This window comes from Flavobacteriales bacterium, from assembly GCA_016712535.1.
Lineage (GTDB): Bacteria > Bacteroidota > Bacteroidia > Flavobacteriales_F > PHOS-HE28 > PHOS-HE28.
This window is the reverse complement of sequence record JADJQW010000004.1, coordinates 100,190-116,209: the sequence shown is the minus strand read 5'-3', so window position 1 is coordinate 116,209 and position 16,020 is coordinate 100,190. Positions and strand designations below refer to the sequence as shown.

The window sequence follows — 16,020 nt, the reverse complement described above, 5'->3', positions numbered from 1 at the left end:
TGTTCATTCACTGCCGGCCCGTGTCCATCGATGGGGCATTCCGACAAGCTCATCGAGGACCGAAGCGGCAGAGCGAGAATCGTTGCAGGCTTAGGCGTCCTCAGCGCTTATCCAAACCCTCGAAGTAGCCTTTGTTATGGCCCAAGCTGAAGAAGCTGATGAAGAGGGCGATGTAGCTCAAGTAGAACACCGATTGGATGGAGATCACCAGCTTGCCGATCCCGCTGATCGGATAGTACTCGCCGAATCCGATTGTGCTGGTGATGACGAATGACACGTACACGGCATCGGTCCACTTCATGAGCGGGAGATTCATGTACTGGCCATCCATGTGGATCACCGCGAACGCAAAGACCACTTCCAGGTAGTTGATGAAGATGAGCAGCTTGGAGCGGCGGTAAGAACGGGGCGAGGGCAGCGCATCGGAAGCGAAGATCAGGGTGGGGATGTACAAGAGCGTCTCCATGGTGAACCAGATCACCAGCCCGAGCACCACCGGCTCGCCCCACCAGCCCAACCAGAGCACAACCAAGGGAAAGACCGTCTTGAGGAGCACGAAGACCTCAACGGCCAGGTCCTGATGCACGGGACCGGATCGCCAGAACGCATGCTTGATGTAAACACCCGGGAAGAGGAACTGCGATGCGGCCAGGATCAGGCGCACCAGTTTCTCGAGCCCAGCATCCTCCTCGAACGAATTGTTCCAGATCGCAACCACGTTCTTCCAACGCCGCTCCAAGGTGCTGTGCCGCTCACCTTCGTTCATGGAGGGCTTGCCCATCAGGAGCTTGTTCATCGTTCTTCGCATGGCTCTTCAGCTCGATTCAGCTGCATGCCAGCAAGGTATGGAGGCGCTCATCGCCGCGGCATGCACTTCATCAAAGCGTGGCCTATCCGCTTGAAAAGCATGAAGGCGGCCCAATTGGGCCGCCTTCATCACTCGTAGGTATTCGTGTCGACTACTTCTTCAGGTCGAAGCGATCAAGCTCCATCACCTTTGCCCAGGCCTTCACGAAGTCCTTCACGAACTTCTCCTTGCTGTCGTTCTGGGCGTAGACCTCGGCGATGGCGCGCAGCTGCGAGTTGCTGCCGAAGACCAGGTCCACGCGGGTACCGGTCCACTTCAGCTCGCCGCTCTTGCGGTCGCGACCCTCGTAGGTGCCGGTGTGGCCGTTGCTGAGGGCGGTCCATGCGGTGCCCATGTCGAGCAGGTTGGTGAAGAAGTCGTTGGTGAGCTGGCCGGGCTTGCTGGTGAACACGCCGTGCTTGCTGCCGCCCGTGTTGGCGCCGAGCACGCGTAGGCCGCCCACGAGCACCGTCATCTCCGGCGCACTCAAGGTGAGCAGCTGCGCGCGGTCCACGAGCATCTCTTCGGCGGGGATGCTGTAGAGCTTCTTCTGGTAGTTGCGGAAGCCATCGGCCTGGGGCTCCATCACGGCGAAGCTCTCCACATCGGTCTGCTCTTGGCTGGCATCGCCACGGCCGCTGGTGAAGGGCACGGCCACGTTGAAGCCCGCATCCTTGGCAGCCTTCTCGACGGCGGCGCTACCGCCCAGCACGATCAGATCGGCGATGGACGCCTGCTTGCCGCTAGCCTTGAACTCGGCCTGGATCTTCTCCAGCGTGCCGAGCACCTTACCCAGCTGCGCAGGGTCGTTCACCTCCCAGAACTTCTGCGGAGCGAGGCGCACGCGCGCACCATTGGCACCGCCGCGCTTGTCGCTGCCGCGGAAGGTGCTGGCGCTGGCCCAGGCGGTGGCGACGAGCTCGCTCACGCTGAGGCCGCTCGCGAGGATCTTGCTCTTCAATGCGGTCACGTCGGCATCCGCGAGCTTGGTGCCGGCGGGAACAGGGTCTTGCCAGATCAGGTCCTCCTTCGGCACTTCCGATCCGAGATAGAGGCTCTTGGGGCCCATGTCACGGTGCGTGAGCTTGAACCAGGCGCGGGCGAAGGCATCGGCGAAGGCCTGCGGGTCCTTGTGGAAACGGCGGCTGATCGGCTCGTAGATGGAATCGAAGCGCAGTGAGAGGTCCGCAGTGGTCATCGCGGGGCGGTGCTTCACGTTGGGGTCGTGCGCATCGGGGATCATGTGCTCGGGCTTCACATCCTTGGCCAGCCATTGCCAGCCGCCGGCGGGGCTCTTCACCAATTCCCACTCGTAGCCGAAGAGCATGTCGAAGTAGCCGTTGTCCCACTTCGTCGGGTTCGGCTTCCACGCACCTTCCAAGCCGCTTGTGATGGTGTCCTTGCCCTTGCCGCTGCCGAATCTGTTCGCCCAGCCGAAGCCTTGTGCCTCGATCGGCGCGCCTTCGGGTGCAGGGCCCACGTTCGAATCGGGCGCGGCGCCGTGCATCTTGCCGAAGGTGTGGCCACCGGCAGTGAGGGCCACGGTCTCCTCGTCGTTCATGGCCATGCGCTTGAAGGTCTCGCGCACATCCTTGCCGCTGGCTACCGGATCAGGGTTGCCATCAGGGCCTTGCGGGTTCACATAGATGAGGCCCATCTGCACGGCAGCGAGCGGCGCTTCCAGGTCGCGGTTGCCGCTGTAACGGCTGTTGGGCTTGTCGCTGGTGGCGAGCCACTCGCCCTCGCTACCCCAGTAGATGTCCTCCTCAGGTGCCCAGATGTCCTCGCGGCCACCGCCGAAGCCGAAGGTCTTGAAGCCCATCGATTCGAGGGCCACGTTGCCCGCGAGGATGTACAGATCGGCCCAGCTGAGGCTGTTGCCGTACTTCTGCTTCACGGGCCATAGCAGGCGGCGCGCCTTGTCGAGGTTGCCGTTGTCGGGCCAGCTGTTCAGCGGGGCGAAGCGCTGGTTGCCATTGCCGGCACCGCCGCGGCCATCGGCCGTGCGATAAGTGCCCGCCGCATGCCAGGCCATGCGGATCATAAGGCCTCCGTAATGACCCCAGTCCGCCGGCCACCACTCCTGCGAGTCGGTCATCACCTTGGTGAGGTCGGCTTTCACCGCTTTCAGATCGAGCTTGGAGAAGGCCTCGTGGTAGTTGAAGTCGGGGTCAAGCGGGTTGCTCACCGATTGATGCTGGTGCAGGATGCCCAAGTCGAGCTGCTCGGGCCACCAATCCTTGTTGCGGGTGCCGCGGCCGGCCACCGGCAGGCGTTGAGCGCCGTGCATCACGGGGCATTTGCCTTCGGACTTGGGGGTGACGCCCTCGAGCGGGGCGCTGTGGTGATGTTCGTGTGCCATGGAGCTTGAATGGATTAAGGGAGCGCGAAGTTGCGACATCAGAACGCCGACCCGACTGACATGTGACAGTAGTCACGACCGTGGTTATGACCCGGTCCGGAAAAGCCGCTCGTACGCATGCTTCAAGGCAATCGTGTGCCGATGGCGCCCCACCATGGATGCACCTCGTACTTGAGGCGGCCTGCTTTCACGAAGGGGTCCTTCAGCAACTGCTCCTCCACTTCTTCACGCGTCTCGCAATCGTAGAGCAGCAAACCGCGCCAGCCGGATTCATTCTTCCCGAACGGCCCCGCCATGACGATGAGGCCCCGCTTACCCTGCGCATCCTGATGCGCGAGATGCTCTGCCTGCAAGTTGGCGGCGGTGAGGCTGTCAAGCGCTGGTCCATCGCCTTTCGTGTAAAGCACGAACCAATACTGCTTCATGTGGTAGGTGCTGTCGGCGATCGTGACATCGAAGGTCCGCTGCGCAAGGGAAGGCATGGCCGCAGCGAGCAGCAGGAGAAGGAGGTGGTGGCGCATGCTGATCTACGTTGCAGCGCGCAAGGTCGGCAACGTATCGGATGAACGCGTCATCGTTCGGGCCCTGATGCATCTGGTCAATCCCCGTCATCCGCCTACTTTGGCCGCATGCCAGCTCCTGCCAGTCCAACGCGCAAGGCGCCCGATGCGCTTCTGATCATCGCCGCTGTCCTCGCCTTGGCCGTGGTCTGCACCTGGCTGGTGCCCGCAGGCTCCTTCGAACGGGTAGAAGTGCAGACCGAAGCGGGCACCCGCACGGCCGTAGTGCCCGGCACCTACCACGCTGTGGATGCCACGCCGGTGCCCTGGTACGGCTTCTTCACCGCTCCGGTGAAAGGCTTCACGGACCATCAAGCTGCCATGATCATCGCGTTCGTGCTATTGATCGGCGGCGCCTTCGCCGTGCTGAACGCGACGGGCGCGATCGATGCAGGGCTTTACCGCGTGCTGCGATGGGCGAAGGAGCATCCGGGCCGGAAACGAGTGGTGATCCCCATGCTCATGCTGGCCTTCAGCATTGGGGGGAACACCTTCGGCATGGCCGAGGAAGTGCTGGTCTTCCTGATGATCACCATACCGTTGGCGCGCAGCATGGGCTGGGATGCCGTGGTGGGCGTGGCCATCCCCTTCCTCGGATCGGGCGTGGGCTTCGCGGGCGCGGCTTTCAATCCGTTCACGGTGGGCATCGCGCAAGGGCTGAGCGAATTGCCGCTCTTCAGCGGTTGGGAGTTCCGCATGGTGCAATGGGCCGTGCTCACAATGATCGCGATCGTGTTCGTGATGCGCTATGCAGCCAGGATCGAGAAGGACCCGAAGGCCGGACTGCTGCACGGCCGGGCCAGCGCGGGTGCAGATACCGGCGGCTTGGGCGAGCGGCCCTTGACTGCACGGCGCATCACGGTGCTGGTGCTCTTCGCGCTCACCATTATAGCGCTCATCATCGGGGTGAACAAGTTCGACTGGTACATCGAGGAGATCGCAGGCCTCTTCATCGGCATGGGGGTGCTGGCGGCGATCATCGGAGGTGTGAGCGCCGAGAAGGCGGCCAAGAGCTTCGTGGCGGGCGCGCGCGACATGGTGGGCGCGGCCTTGCTCATCGGCCTGAGCCGCAGCGTGCTGATCGTGATGCAAGAGGGCCAGGTGGTTGATACAGTGCTCCACGGCATGAGCGCCGCCATCAGCGGTCTGCCGGCCGCGGTCTCGGCCCAGCTCATGTTCTTCGTGCAGTTCGCGATCAACTTCTTCGTGCCCAGCGGCAGCGGACAGGCCGCGCTCACCATGCCGGTGATGACCCCTTTGGCCGACCTGCTGCACATACCCCGGCAAAGCGCTGTGATCGCCTTCCAGCTCGGCGATGGCCTGTGCAACTTCATCATCCCAACCAGCGGCGTCACCATGGGCATCCTCGAGATCGCCGGCATCCCTTTCAACCTGTGGCTGAAATGGATCTGGAAGCTCATGCTGTGGCTGGTCGTGGCCGGCATGGTGTTCCTCGGTGCCAGCGTGGCGGTGTTCGCTGGATAGGGGCCTCCAACGCTCCTACCTTCGGCCCCGCAACTACAACCGGCCATGGTCTTCGTTCACAGCCTGCTCCGTTACGCCGTGATCCTGCTGGTGCTGGTCGCCTTCCTGGTGAACCTGCGCGGTTGGCTGATGCAGCGGCCCATCATCATATGGGAGCGCATGGCCACGATCTGGGCCATGGTCATCTGCCACATCCAGCTCGTGTTCGGGATCGTGCTTTACGCCACCAACGCCGCAGCCTTCCACAGCAAGGATGCCGGTGCCTGGCAGAATTACATCATGCACGTCCACATCGGCAGCATGGTGCTCGCCATCGCGCTGGTCACAACAGGCCGTATGCTGAGCAAGCGCGCCCAGGATGAGCGGCGGAAGCAGATGCTCATCGCCATTCCTTACGGCATCGCCCTGGCGCTCATGCTCTACGCCACACCGTGGCCGCTCACGGAGATCGGCCGCACCTTCGGCAAGGGATGGCTATGATCCGCGCAGCATCCGTCATCTCGCCGTTGGTGCTGCTCGCGATTGCCTGCGGCAATGCGATGGCCCCTTCGCCCGCCACTGCCGATGGGGCGCCCAAAGGCGCGCAGGTCTATAAGATGCACTGCGAGCTCTGCCACGGCGCCAATGGGAAATTGGGCTTCAACGAGGCCAAGGACCTGACCGCATCGGTGCTGAGCCGAGCTGAGATGATCGCACAGGTCTCCAACGGCAAAGGGAAGATGATGCCCTACAAGAACGTGCTCACGGCCAAGGAGATCGAAGCGGTGGTGGACTACACGCGCACGCTGGGAAAGGCGAGATGATCGAATCGCTCGAGATCGCTGGCAAGGCCGAGAAGGCGGTGCTCGTGGGGCTGATCACCGACGCGCAATCGCCCGAGCAGGTGAAGGAGTACCTCGACGAGCTCGAGTTCCTGGCCACCACCGCGAGCATCACCACGCTGAAGCGCTTCACCCAGCGCCTGCACACGCCCGATGGCCGCTCGTACATCGGCAGCGGCAAGCTCACGGAGGTGAAGGAATGGATGGAGACCAACGGCGCGGACTGCGTGATCTTCGACGACGAGCTCACGCCCGCGCAGCAGCGCAACCTGGAGAAGGCCATCGCGAGGCCGGTGCTCGACCGGCCGCGCTTGATCCTCGACATCTTCGCCCGTAGGGCCCGCAGCGCGCATGCCAAGAAGCAGGTGGAGCTGGCGCAGTACGAGTACATGCTGCCGCGCCTCACCAAATTATGGACGCACCTCGAGCGCCAGCGCGGCGGCACCGGCACCCGCGGCGGCGCGGGCGAAAAGGAGATCGAGACCGACCGGCGCCTGATCCGCGACCGCATCGCGCTGCTCAAAGGCCAGCTCAAGGACATCGACAAGCAGATGGCCACTCAGCGCGGCAACCGCGGCAAGCTGGTGCGCGTGGCGGTGGTAGGCTACACCAACGTGGGCAAGAGCACCTTGATGACCGTGCTGAGCAAGAGCGAAGTCTTCGCCGAGAACAAGCTCTTCGCCACCCTCGATACCACCGTGCGCAAGGTGGTGCTCGGCAACCTGCCTTTCCTGCTCAGCGATACCGTGGGCTTCATCCGCAAGCTGCCGCACCAACTCATCGAGAGCTTCAAGAGCACGCTGGATGAGACCCGCGAGGCCGACCTGCTGCTGCACGTGGTGGACATCAGCCACCACAACTTCGAGGAACAGTACGAGACCGTGAAGCAGACGCTTAACGAGATCGGCGCTGGAGACAAACCTGTGATCGTGATCTTCAACAAGATCGACGCGTACCGGCCTGCGCCCCACGACCCGGACGACCTCGCCCCGAAACGCGTGGAGCAATTCACGCTGGAAGAGCTCAAAGCCACGTGGATCGCGCGCATGACGCATGAAGAGTGCATCTTCATCAGCGCAGCCGACCGCACCAACATCGATGGTCTGCGCAAGCTCCTGTACGAGCGCGTGAAGGCGCTGCACATCGCGCGCTATCCCTACGAAAGCGACCTGCTCTTCAAGGACGAGTACTTGGAGGGTTGAGGGTTGAAGGTTGATTCGAGGCTGAGGGTTGAGCGATACGCATCACCCCTGAACCTGCCCCTCACTCAACCTGCAGCACCCAACCTCAAGCTGATCCCATCGCGAAGCGCCATGAACCGGCGCTCCCAGAAGCGGTACACGAGCCAGCTCAATGCGATGCAGGCGATCCAGTACAGCAGCAACGGAAGCAAGAGACCTGCTTCGTGCTCCACCGCGAACCAGCGGTTGAAGACATAGCGCATGGGCTGATGCACGAGGTAGAGCGCATAGCTCACGAGGCTGATGAAGACGATGGCACCGCCCCAGCGCGGCGTGCGTGTCCATGTGGAGAGCACGGGCAGCAGCAGCGCCATGGATAGCGCATTCAACGTGAAGTAATGCGTGCTGCTGAAGGGGAGCCGATCCGCGCCATAAGCCACCGCGCACCCGAGCATGCCCGCCATGCCAACGATCCCCAGCGGCCAACGCACATGCTTCCACATGGACGGGAAGCGCTGATGCAGCCACGCGGCGAGGATGCCCCAGCCGATGGCATCGAGCCTCGTGATCGCCAGCTTGCGCAAGCCCTGCTCCATGTGCCAAAGCGTGGGTGCTTCGGGCGCCAATTCGAAGCGCACGAGCATCGGCGCGACGACGAAAAGCAGCGCCAGCAGCAGGTAAGCGCGCCGTGCCGCAATGCCCGTGAGCGCGATCGCGCTGAAGAGCAGGACCGGGAAGAGCAGGTAGAACCACTCCTCCACCACCAGCGACCACGACTCCCAGAAGAAGAGGTCCACCGGCTTATAGAGGTTCTGCAGGAAGACCGCGTAGATCCACGTATTGTGATTGATGATGCCGCCAGAGAAGCCAGCGAGGACCAACGCGATGTTCACCGCCAGGAAGAGGTAGTAGTTGGGCAACGTGCGCAGCCATCGGCGCTGCCAGAAGTCGAGCAGGCGGAGGTGCCACGGCGCCCCATCCATGGCCGCGTTGCGCAGCAGGATGCCGCCGATCAGGTAACCGCTGAGCACGAAGAAAAGGTCCACCCCATCGACGTGAGGCGGCAGCGCAATGCCTGGAACGGCCGCCCGCAGCACATCGGCGCTGTGCCAGAACACCACCAGCAGGATGGCCGCGGCGCGCATGAGATCGAGGCCGAAGACGCGGGATTGCATCGGGGTGAAAGTACCCGTGCGCCCCTCAATCGAACGCCTGCATGTCGCAGAGCCTCCGGTAGTGCCCGCCCTTGGCAAAAAGCTCCGCGTGCGTGCCGCGCTCCACGATGGCGCCTTCCACGATCACGCAGATCTCGTCGCAATGCTGGATGGTGCTGAGGCGGTGCGGGATGACGAGGCTCGTTTGGTGCCATACGAGTTCCCGGAGCCTGTCGGTTGCGATGATTGAGTTCCCCCTGCTCACCGTCTCGTGATGAGCAACGCAATCTGCTGCGGGAGGCCCGTTATGCTCAGGTAGTAGGCGCCGGGCGCTAGGTCCAGACTTAAGGGAACGCTACGTTGGCCCGCTTCCGCTCTGCCCCGATGCACGACGCGACCAGATGCATCCTGAATGACGTAATCCGCTCGTGGCAGGTCATGATCCGGTCGGATCAAAGTCAAATTGCCATTACTCGGGTTCGGCACAGCCACCAAGCCCGATGCGCTATGCGCCAATGCCTCAAGACTGACGTTGAAATCACCTTCATCAGCACCTGGCCTGGTAATCAATGGTCCTCGCTGGTCACCATCGATATCCGCGGGTACGCTTTGAAGTCTCGGGCAGCTGAAGAAGTTGGCTCCTGGCTCCAGGTGCGGGTCGTCTTCAGAAACGAAGATTGGTAGCTGCTGCACGGAACCCTGGTCGAGACCCGTGTTGGTCTGCCACCAGGAAAGTGACCGGTTGTAGCTCTGATGCCTAAAGACAATGGTGTAGTCACCTGCCGGCCCTGAACTGAAGACATTGTTGTCAGAGACCCAACCCGTCAGGGCTCCGGGAACATCTAGTGCATAATGCGAAGCCGCCGTCATGAAGATATTGTTCCGCACCACGATAGAATCGGTGCTGAGCGGTGCTGGTGCCGCCAGAAAAGCGACGCCGCGCACTGTATTGTGCAGGAAGTCCGCATTCTTGCAATCGCAGTAGAGAGTTGGTATGACGCTGGTCGTTGTCTGTAGCGGATTGAAAATCATGTTGTTCCGAACGGAATTCCTGACGCCGGATGTCTCGATGTAGTAGAGAAGGACCAGGTATGGATTTGGGCTAGAACCGCCGTTGATCGGAGCGGCCGTTGTGGCGACCCGGATGAAGTTGCGGTCGAAGGCATTCGGTATACTCCCTTTGGTGTAGGCCCTGATGGCAGAATAGTTATCCGCGTTGTAGACATCATCCGAAATGATCGTGTTGTCCTGGATCACCAAGCCGACGTGCGTGTCCAGGAACATGGACCGTATTCTCTGATTCAGGAGGACATTGCCCCTGACCCAAGTCAACGAATCAATGAGTGTTGGGCTGCTCGGACTGTTCACCCCGAAGAGATGAATCCCGGATGACCCGTACTCGAATGTGCAAGAGTCTATACGGATCCTTCGTGAGCCGCGGTCCCCGAGCAAACAAGTTTGCGATGTGTTCGGGGTGCCCACGAATCTGCAGCGGACTACGTTGAGGTCCGTACACCACCTCCGGTAGGTCATGATCACATTGCCCGATCCCTGTACCGTGTTCTCCAGGGTCATGTCCCTGAAGCTCACCCCTTGAACACTATCGTTCAACACGACCACCGAATTGTACGTCAATTCACTGCCTGGCGCGAACCTCAAGCGTACACTGGCGCTGTCATTCAATGCCGAAGCGAAAACAACCGTATCGGCTTGGGTCACACCGGGAATCGGGCGGACATTGACTTGCTCGTGGTAGCTACCTGGAGCTATCCTGATCAGTGTCGTGGAGCTTATGCCGCAATTCGCAAGGGCTTGAGTCACTTCAGCCAAAGCGAGGAAGTCGGCGCCGGCGCTGCCGCAATTGTAGGTGCCGTGCATCGGCTCGAAGCACATCACATGCGTGAGCCGCAGGGTATCGTTGGCCGCAAGGTCGTCCTGAGCGCCATTCACTTGGTCAATCCAGGCCACTACACGGTTCGAATAGCGGTTAAGGTAAGAAAGCGACGTAATCGGGAAGTCCTGGATTGACTCGGTGTAAGCCAGCGAACCGTTCCATTGGACATACTGTGGCGGCCCTTCGTTCACCCGATAGCCAATCACGATTTGATTCGCGGTCACCTGGCCCATGTTGCGCACTGTCACTCGCACCTGAGGCGTCGGGTCATTGGTGTCGCTCAACGATAATGTAAGCAGCGCGGCATCGCGGAACGAAGGGTCATAAGCCGAGAAGCAGCTCGTCGAGCAACCGCCAACGTCAATCACGAATAGCTTCATGTTGTCGGTGCAACCGTTGCAGCTCACCCAACTATGCTCCGTCCCCCAACCGGCGGCTGGGGTGAGCGCAATCACATGGAGATTGCCGCATTCATCCTGCCTAAAGTTGAATGCGGTTCCGGAACCGAATTCACCCTGATCGGCCGCTACGAATCCGCCCTCTGAATCAAAGTGCAGCACGGCATAGTCCGAATTCACCGTTCCCGAACCCATTCCGATGGCTTGTCCATTCGAGCCCTTGAGGACCCCGGTAGCCGTGAAGCCCGCCAACGCGTAAATCGAGTTATCGGGGGCAATGGCCACATCATAGAGCACGGTGAATCGATTGCCCCCGGTCCAGTGCCATTGGGGTTGCAGATCAGCCCCGGTTCGCAGGAGGTAAGAATGGTTCACCAGCGGGAACGGGCTTGCGGGATCCTGCGGCTCCACGCTTACGCCATCATAAATGAACGGGCTCTTGAAACGTCCGCAAAGCACGACTCCTCCATCGGTCGCGATGGACACACCTTGGATGCTCTGCAGGTCTCCGCCAGCTACGGCGTGCGCGGACAGCACACCCATCCCAGGAACATAGCGCAGCACGAATGCTTGGCGCCGGTTCTGCGGTATGGGCGCAGAAGCGTGGCTCACCAGCGCGGCCTGATCGAACCATGCCGCATAGCCGATTTGGGGCGTCTTCATCAAGCCGGCCACAACCAGGCTTCCATCCGGCGCCTTTCGCAACAGCGGATCACAGCGGTAGCGATCATCACTGTCGAGTGGGTCGGAATTCATGTCAATCGTGTTCATCGCTGAAGGGCTCCCGACCAAATGGGTGTAGCCGAACGGATCAAAGTTCAGCACCTCTCCTTGGGCGTTCAGGGCGAGGAGGAAGGCGTTGCCATGCTGCGGGTCGCTCGGGGTAACGGTGTATTGGTGGAGGTTGCCCGAGGGCTGCAGGAAGGTGGCACCCGACCATGCGTTGTAACCAGCCACATAAATGCTATCGCCGCCAAAGACCTGAACACCCTTCAGCTTCGCGCCAGGACTGGTGAACTGCCATTCGAGCTGGCCGAGCGGATCGAACTTCACAAGGAAGTTGGGATTCACTATCGAGACGCCCTGGATCTGGCGCACCTCATGATCGAATCTGCCGGTGACGTACGCATTGCCTTCCTGGTCCGCGGCGATGCCATAGCCATAACTGCCGCCGCTGCCGGATTGCGAGGCGCCGGAATGCGGTCCCATATACCGCCAGATCTCGTTTCCAGCACTGTCCAGCTTCATTGCAAAGAAGCTCTGCTCCATGGGGTTGCCCACTTGCCAATAGCCGGTCAGGTACCGATTGTTGTAGGGGTCCAGGCACATGTCCGCGATGTAAGCCCCAAGGCCAGCGACAGTCTCGCTACAACGCGGCAATTCCGACAGTTCGGCGCTGTCGACCACCATGATGGTCTGCTGTACCGACGCCGTGCAGATTCCCAGCGGCGAACTGGCTAGGAGCGATACGGCCTTGAGGCCCGGTGCGCCGAAGGAAAAGGGCGGCGGGGGCGCGCCGATGTATGCGGGTGGCGTTGCATCCGCACCGAAGTCCCAGGCGTGAATCACCGAAGCAACCGGACTGATGGTGATGGTCCGCTGCTGTCCGACTAGCGCATGCTGGTTATCATTTCCGGGGTCCTGACTGATGTAGAACCCCGAGGTGACCTGATACACCTGAATGCTCTGGGCGCTCTGCACGATCACCCCCGGGCAGGGCGAGCCCGCGAGGGACACACGGACCGTCGCCGTCACAGTGGCATTGCCGATCACTTCGCTCATCGGGATATCGAGCACGCCACCATTGCCCAGGTAACTGGGTCCGCTATTCACATAGTACCGGAACCCGATCTGAGAGTTCTGTACGCGCACGATCGGCGTGTAAGGCGAACAACCTTCAGCCTCGGAGAAGGACCATGCCGTGCCTGGTGGCACGTAGGGGACCGCGATGGGCACGGACACCTCAAAGGTGTCAGAGCCGCAGGAGGTGATACGATAGCCGATCACAGAGAACGTCGTGGGCGTATTGATTGACCCGGTGGGGAAGCTCAACGGCCCGCCACCGCTCAGGGTACCACCCATTGGGACACCATCGCGCAGAAGCCGGTAGATGACGCCGGACTGTGATACAGGAACCGATATCGTGGTGGAGCTGGATAGGCACAGCGTGTCCTCGACGGCAAAAGCAGCGAAGGGTGCAACATCGGGAGCGGCGCCCACGGTCATCTGCACGGTAGCGCTGCCGCTCCCGCTCGCATTAGTGGCCAACAACGCCACCGTGTAGGTGCCGGGAGCGGCGAATACCGTGGTGAAATGGTAGTCGGTTGATTGGGTCACGCCGTTGACGGACCACGCATATGAATAGGACGGGTCGCCCCCATTCGAGAATGTGAGCGTATCGCCCGCGCAGAAGACGCCGATGGGCGAAGCGACGCTTGCCAGCGGAATGCTCTGCCCCCCTGCGTTTGATGTCCGAATCGCATAACCGTTTTCCCCCACCGCGATGCCATTCTGTGCATCATGAAAGTCAATCCGGTTCACGCGTTGATAGCCGGGCAGTAAGAATTGATCCCAGTACTGCCCTCCAGTGGTTGAACGGTAAAGACCATTGTCGCCTGCGACGATGATCGTACTCGTATCCAGGACTTCTAGTACATCGCCCGGAGCCGGTCCAACCAGCACCCAGCTCGCACCACCGTCGCTTGTTCTCCAGAGCTGCGCGCCATTCGTCGCATAGCAGGTGCCCCCAACACAGACGAGGTCCTCGGCTCCGGTCGGTCCGCTCACGGCTGACCAGTTCAGTCCTCCATTTGTGCTGCGCAAGAATGCCGAAGTCCCGGCAGCCAGGTAATTGCTCCCTCCTGCCCATACGACACGCTTCAAGCCCCAGGTCGTTCCAGACGGTATCGGTGTCCAATTCAGACCCATATCCGCGCTACGCAGAATGCGGCCATTGGTGCCTACTGCGTACCCGATTGGAGATTGTGAGAAATCGAAGTCCCAGAGAATATCGATAAGGTCAACGTCCGCCGTGTGAACCATGTTCCATGAAAGACCCGCATCGGTTGTGCGGTAAATCGCCTCCACGGTTCCCGTGAACATGGTTCCCGTTATTACCGCCGTGTCGTTGTCGAAGGCATGCACGGCCAGATAGAGGCCGAAAAGGGGCGAGGGGCCAACCATGGTCGGTCGTTCGATGAAGGTGTTCCCGTTGTTACTGGACCACTGAAGCGTATCGAATGCGCCAAGCCAGACGTTCCCATTTGCGCGATAGTGGACTGACCGTAGGTCCTCAGTGCTGGGGACGGTCAACTGGGACCATTGCGGAAGCGCGGTGCCCGGCACCAGCAGGATGAGCAAGCCAAACAGTAGCGCGTTCCTCATGCTTGTGAGTATCGCGCGAAAATAGCGAGGGCCCTGACACGCCTCGCGGCTGGTCAGCCCTATGCGAACGCCTGCATGTCGCAGAGCCTGCGGTAGTGCCCGCCCTTCGCGTGGAGCTCCGCATGGGTGCCGCGCTCCACGATGGCGCCTTCCATGATCACGCAGATCTCGTCGCAATGCTGGATGGTGCTGAGGCGGTGCGCGATCACCAGGCTCGTGCGGCCCTCCATCATCTTGAAGAGCGCATCCTGAACCAACCGCTCGCTCTCGGTATCCAAGGCACTGGTCGCCTCGTCGAGGATGAGGATGGGCGGATTCTTCAGCACCGCGCGCGCGATGGCGAGGCGCTGCTTCTGACCGCCGCTGAGCCGGTTGCCCATGTCGCCGATCATGGTCTGGTAGCCGTTCTCGAGCTTCACGATGAACTCATGCGCATTGGCCACCCGAGCCGCGCGCTCGATGTCGGCCATGCTCATGCCCGGCTGTCCGAAGGCGATGTTCGCCGCAACGGTGTCGTTGAAGAGGATGCTGTCCTGCGTGACGATTCCCATGAGCGCGCGCAGGTCCTGGATCCTGAGGTCCCGCACATCGACGCCATCGATGAGCACCTGCCCTCCGGTGGCATCATAGAAGCGCGGCAGCAATCCGGCCAAGGTGCTCTTGCCGCCGCCACTGGTGCCCACGAGCGCCACGCTGCGGCCCTTCGGTATCGATAAGTCGATCGTTCGCAGCACGGCTTTCTCGTCGTACGCGAACTGCACGGCGTGGAACTCCACGCGCTCATTGAACGCGGTGATGGCCCTCGCATCGGGCTTCTCCTTCACGCTGTTCTCGATCGCGAGCAGCTCGAAGATCCGCTCCGCGCTGGCGCCGCCCTTCTTGATCCAATAGTAGCCCGTGGTGAACCCCTTCGCTGGCGCGAGCAGCTGGCTGAAGAGGATGATGTAGCCGATGAACTCGCCGCCGGAGAGCGTGGCGTTCTCACCGATCACGAGCTGTCCGCCGAAGTACACGAGCACAACCATCACCAGCGCGCCCAGGAACTCACTGAGCGGTGAGGCCATGTCGCGCCGGCGCAGCGTGAACACGTTAAGCTTGTTCAGCATCTCGTTCTCGCGGCGGAAGCGGCGGCGCATCTGCTCCTCGCCATTGAAGGCCTTCACCACCCGCATGCCCGTCAGCGTCTCCTCCACGGTGCTCAGCAGATCGGCGGCCTTCTGCTGCGCGCGTAGGCCCTCCTTGCGCAGGCTCTTGCCCACCCGGCCGATCAGCAGCCCGCTCACCGGGAGCAGCAGCAGCGCGATGAGCGTGAGCTGCCACGAGATGCCGATCATCAGCGCCAGCGAGAGCAGGATCGTGATCGGCTCCCGGAACACCATCTCGATGTAGTTCATGATGCTGAACTCCACTTCCTGCACATCGTTGGTGATGCGCGCGATGGTGTTGCCCTTGCGCTCCCCGGTGTGGAAGCGCATGGGCAGGTCGAGGATCTTGTCGTACACCTCGTTGCGCAGGTCGCGCACGGCGCGGTTGCGCAGGATGCCGATGGCCCAGAGCGCGAAGTAGCGCGTGAGGTTCTTCAGCAGGAAGCAGCCCGCCACCACCACGCAGATGAAGACGAGGCCGCCCATCTGCCCATGCTCCTGGATGTAGGCGGCCATGCGCCAGTTGAAGAGCTCCGGCAGGCGCTTGATGCCCTCAAGGCTCAACTCGAACGCTGGGCGGGCGCTGGGCGGCGGCGTTTGCCCGAAGAGCAGGTTGAGGAATGGGATGAAGACGAGCAGCGAGCCCAGATGGAACACCGTGCTCACCAGGTTGAAGACCACGTTGAGCACCGCATAGCGCCGATAGGGCCTGGCATAACGGAGGATCCGGAAGAAGTTGCGCATGCTGCGCGGCGAATGTAGGGGCGTGCAAGGGCGCGAAATTTCGCG

The 16,020-nt window shown here is 61.5% G+C and carries 11 protein-coding genes; 4 read left to right on the top strand and 7 right to left on the bottom strand.

Annotation, left to right across the window (positions count from 1 at the left end; all coding sequences use genetic code 11):
* Positions 1 to 100: 100 nt before the first annotated feature.
* The 3 genes from IPK70_14980 to IPK70_14970 all read right to left on the bottom strand — a co-directional run bounded on the left by IPK70_14980 (position 101) and on the right by IPK70_14970 (position 3,730).
* Positions 101 to 796, bottom strand: coding sequence for a two pore domain potassium channel family protein (locus tag IPK70_14980; protein ID MBK8228461.1), 696 nt, complete (start codon positions 794 to 796; stop codon positions 101 to 103).
* Between the two features lie 163 nt (positions 797 to 959).
* Complete coding sequence (gene katG, locus IPK70_14975; GenBank protein ID MBK8228460.1) at positions 960 to 3,209, bottom strand: catalase/peroxidase HPI; 2,250 nt, start codon at positions 3,207 to 3,209, stop codon at positions 960 to 962.
* A gap of 122 nt (positions 3,210 to 3,331) precedes the next feature.
* Positions 3,332 to 3,730 carry a hypothetical protein gene (locus tag IPK70_14970; GenBank protein MBK8228459.1) on the bottom strand — a complete coding sequence of 133 codons (399 nt, stop codon included), beginning with the start codon at positions 3,728 to 3,730 and terminating at the stop codon, positions 3,332 to 3,334.
* Positions 3,731 to 3,838: 108 nt separating this feature from the next.
* On the opposite strand from IPK70_14970, the gene yfcC reads away from it, so the two are divergent.
* From yfcC to hflX, 4 genes are read left to right on the top strand one after another with little or no spacing between them, the layout of a single operon-like run.
* Positions 3,839 to 5,254 carry a putative basic amino acid antiporter YfcC gene (gene yfcC / locus IPK70_14965; GenBank protein ID MBK8228458.1) on the top strand — a complete coding sequence of 472 codons (1,416 nt, stop codon included), beginning with the start codon at positions 3,839 to 3,841 and terminating at the stop codon, positions 5,252 to 5,254.
* A gap of 45 nt (positions 5,255 to 5,299) precedes the next feature.
* Entirely contained in the window at positions 5,300 to 5,734 is a 435-nt protein-coding gene (locus IPK70_14960) for a hypothetical protein (GenBank protein MBK8228457.1), read from the top strand.
* Positions 5,731 to 6,057, top strand: a complete 327-nt coding sequence (locus IPK70_14955; GenBank protein ID MBK8228456.1) for a c-type cytochrome — start codon at positions 5,731 to 5,733, stop codon at positions 6,055 to 6,057. The genes IPK70_14960 and IPK70_14955 overlap by 4 nt, the downstream gene beginning before the upstream one ends.
* The gene (gene hflX / locus IPK70_14950; GenBank protein MBK8228455.1) at positions 6,054 to 7,277 is read left to right on the top strand and encodes a GTPase HflX; all 1,224 of its coding nucleotides are present in this window, start codon (positions 6,054 to 6,056) and stop codon (positions 7,275 to 7,277) included. The genes IPK70_14955 and hflX overlap by 4 nt, the downstream gene beginning before the upstream one ends.
* A gap of 65 nt (positions 7,278 to 7,342) precedes the next feature.
* On the opposite strand, the gene IPK70_14945 is transcribed toward hflX, so the two are convergent.
* The 4 genes from IPK70_14945 to IPK70_14930 all read right to left on the bottom strand — a co-directional run bounded on the left by IPK70_14945 (position 7,343) and on the right by IPK70_14930 (position 15,975).
* On the bottom strand, positions 7,343 to 8,431 hold the full coding sequence (locus IPK70_14945) for an acyltransferase (GenBank protein MBK8228454.1): 1,089 nt from the start codon (positions 8,429 to 8,431) through the stop codon (positions 7,343 to 7,345).
* Between the two features lie 25 nt (positions 8,432 to 8,456).
* On the bottom strand, positions 8,457 to 8,675 hold the full coding sequence (locus tag IPK70_14940; GenBank protein MBK8228453.1) for a hypothetical protein: 219 nt from the start codon (positions 8,673 to 8,675) through the stop codon (positions 8,457 to 8,459).
* Positions 8,672 to 14,062 carry a PKD domain-containing protein gene (locus IPK70_14935; protein ID MBK8228452.1) on the bottom strand — a complete coding sequence of 1,797 codons (5,391 nt, stop codon included), beginning with the start codon at positions 14,060 to 14,062 and terminating at the stop codon, positions 8,672 to 8,674. Before IPK70_14935 ends, IPK70_14940 begins: the two co-directional genes overlap by 4 nt.
* Positions 14,063 to 14,145: 83 nt before the next feature.
* Positions 14,146 to 15,975, bottom strand: a complete 1,830-nt coding sequence (locus tag IPK70_14930; protein ID MBK8228451.1) for an ABC transporter ATP-binding protein — start codon at positions 15,973 to 15,975, stop codon at positions 14,146 to 14,148.
* Positions 15,976 to 16,020 lie beyond the last annotated feature (45 nt).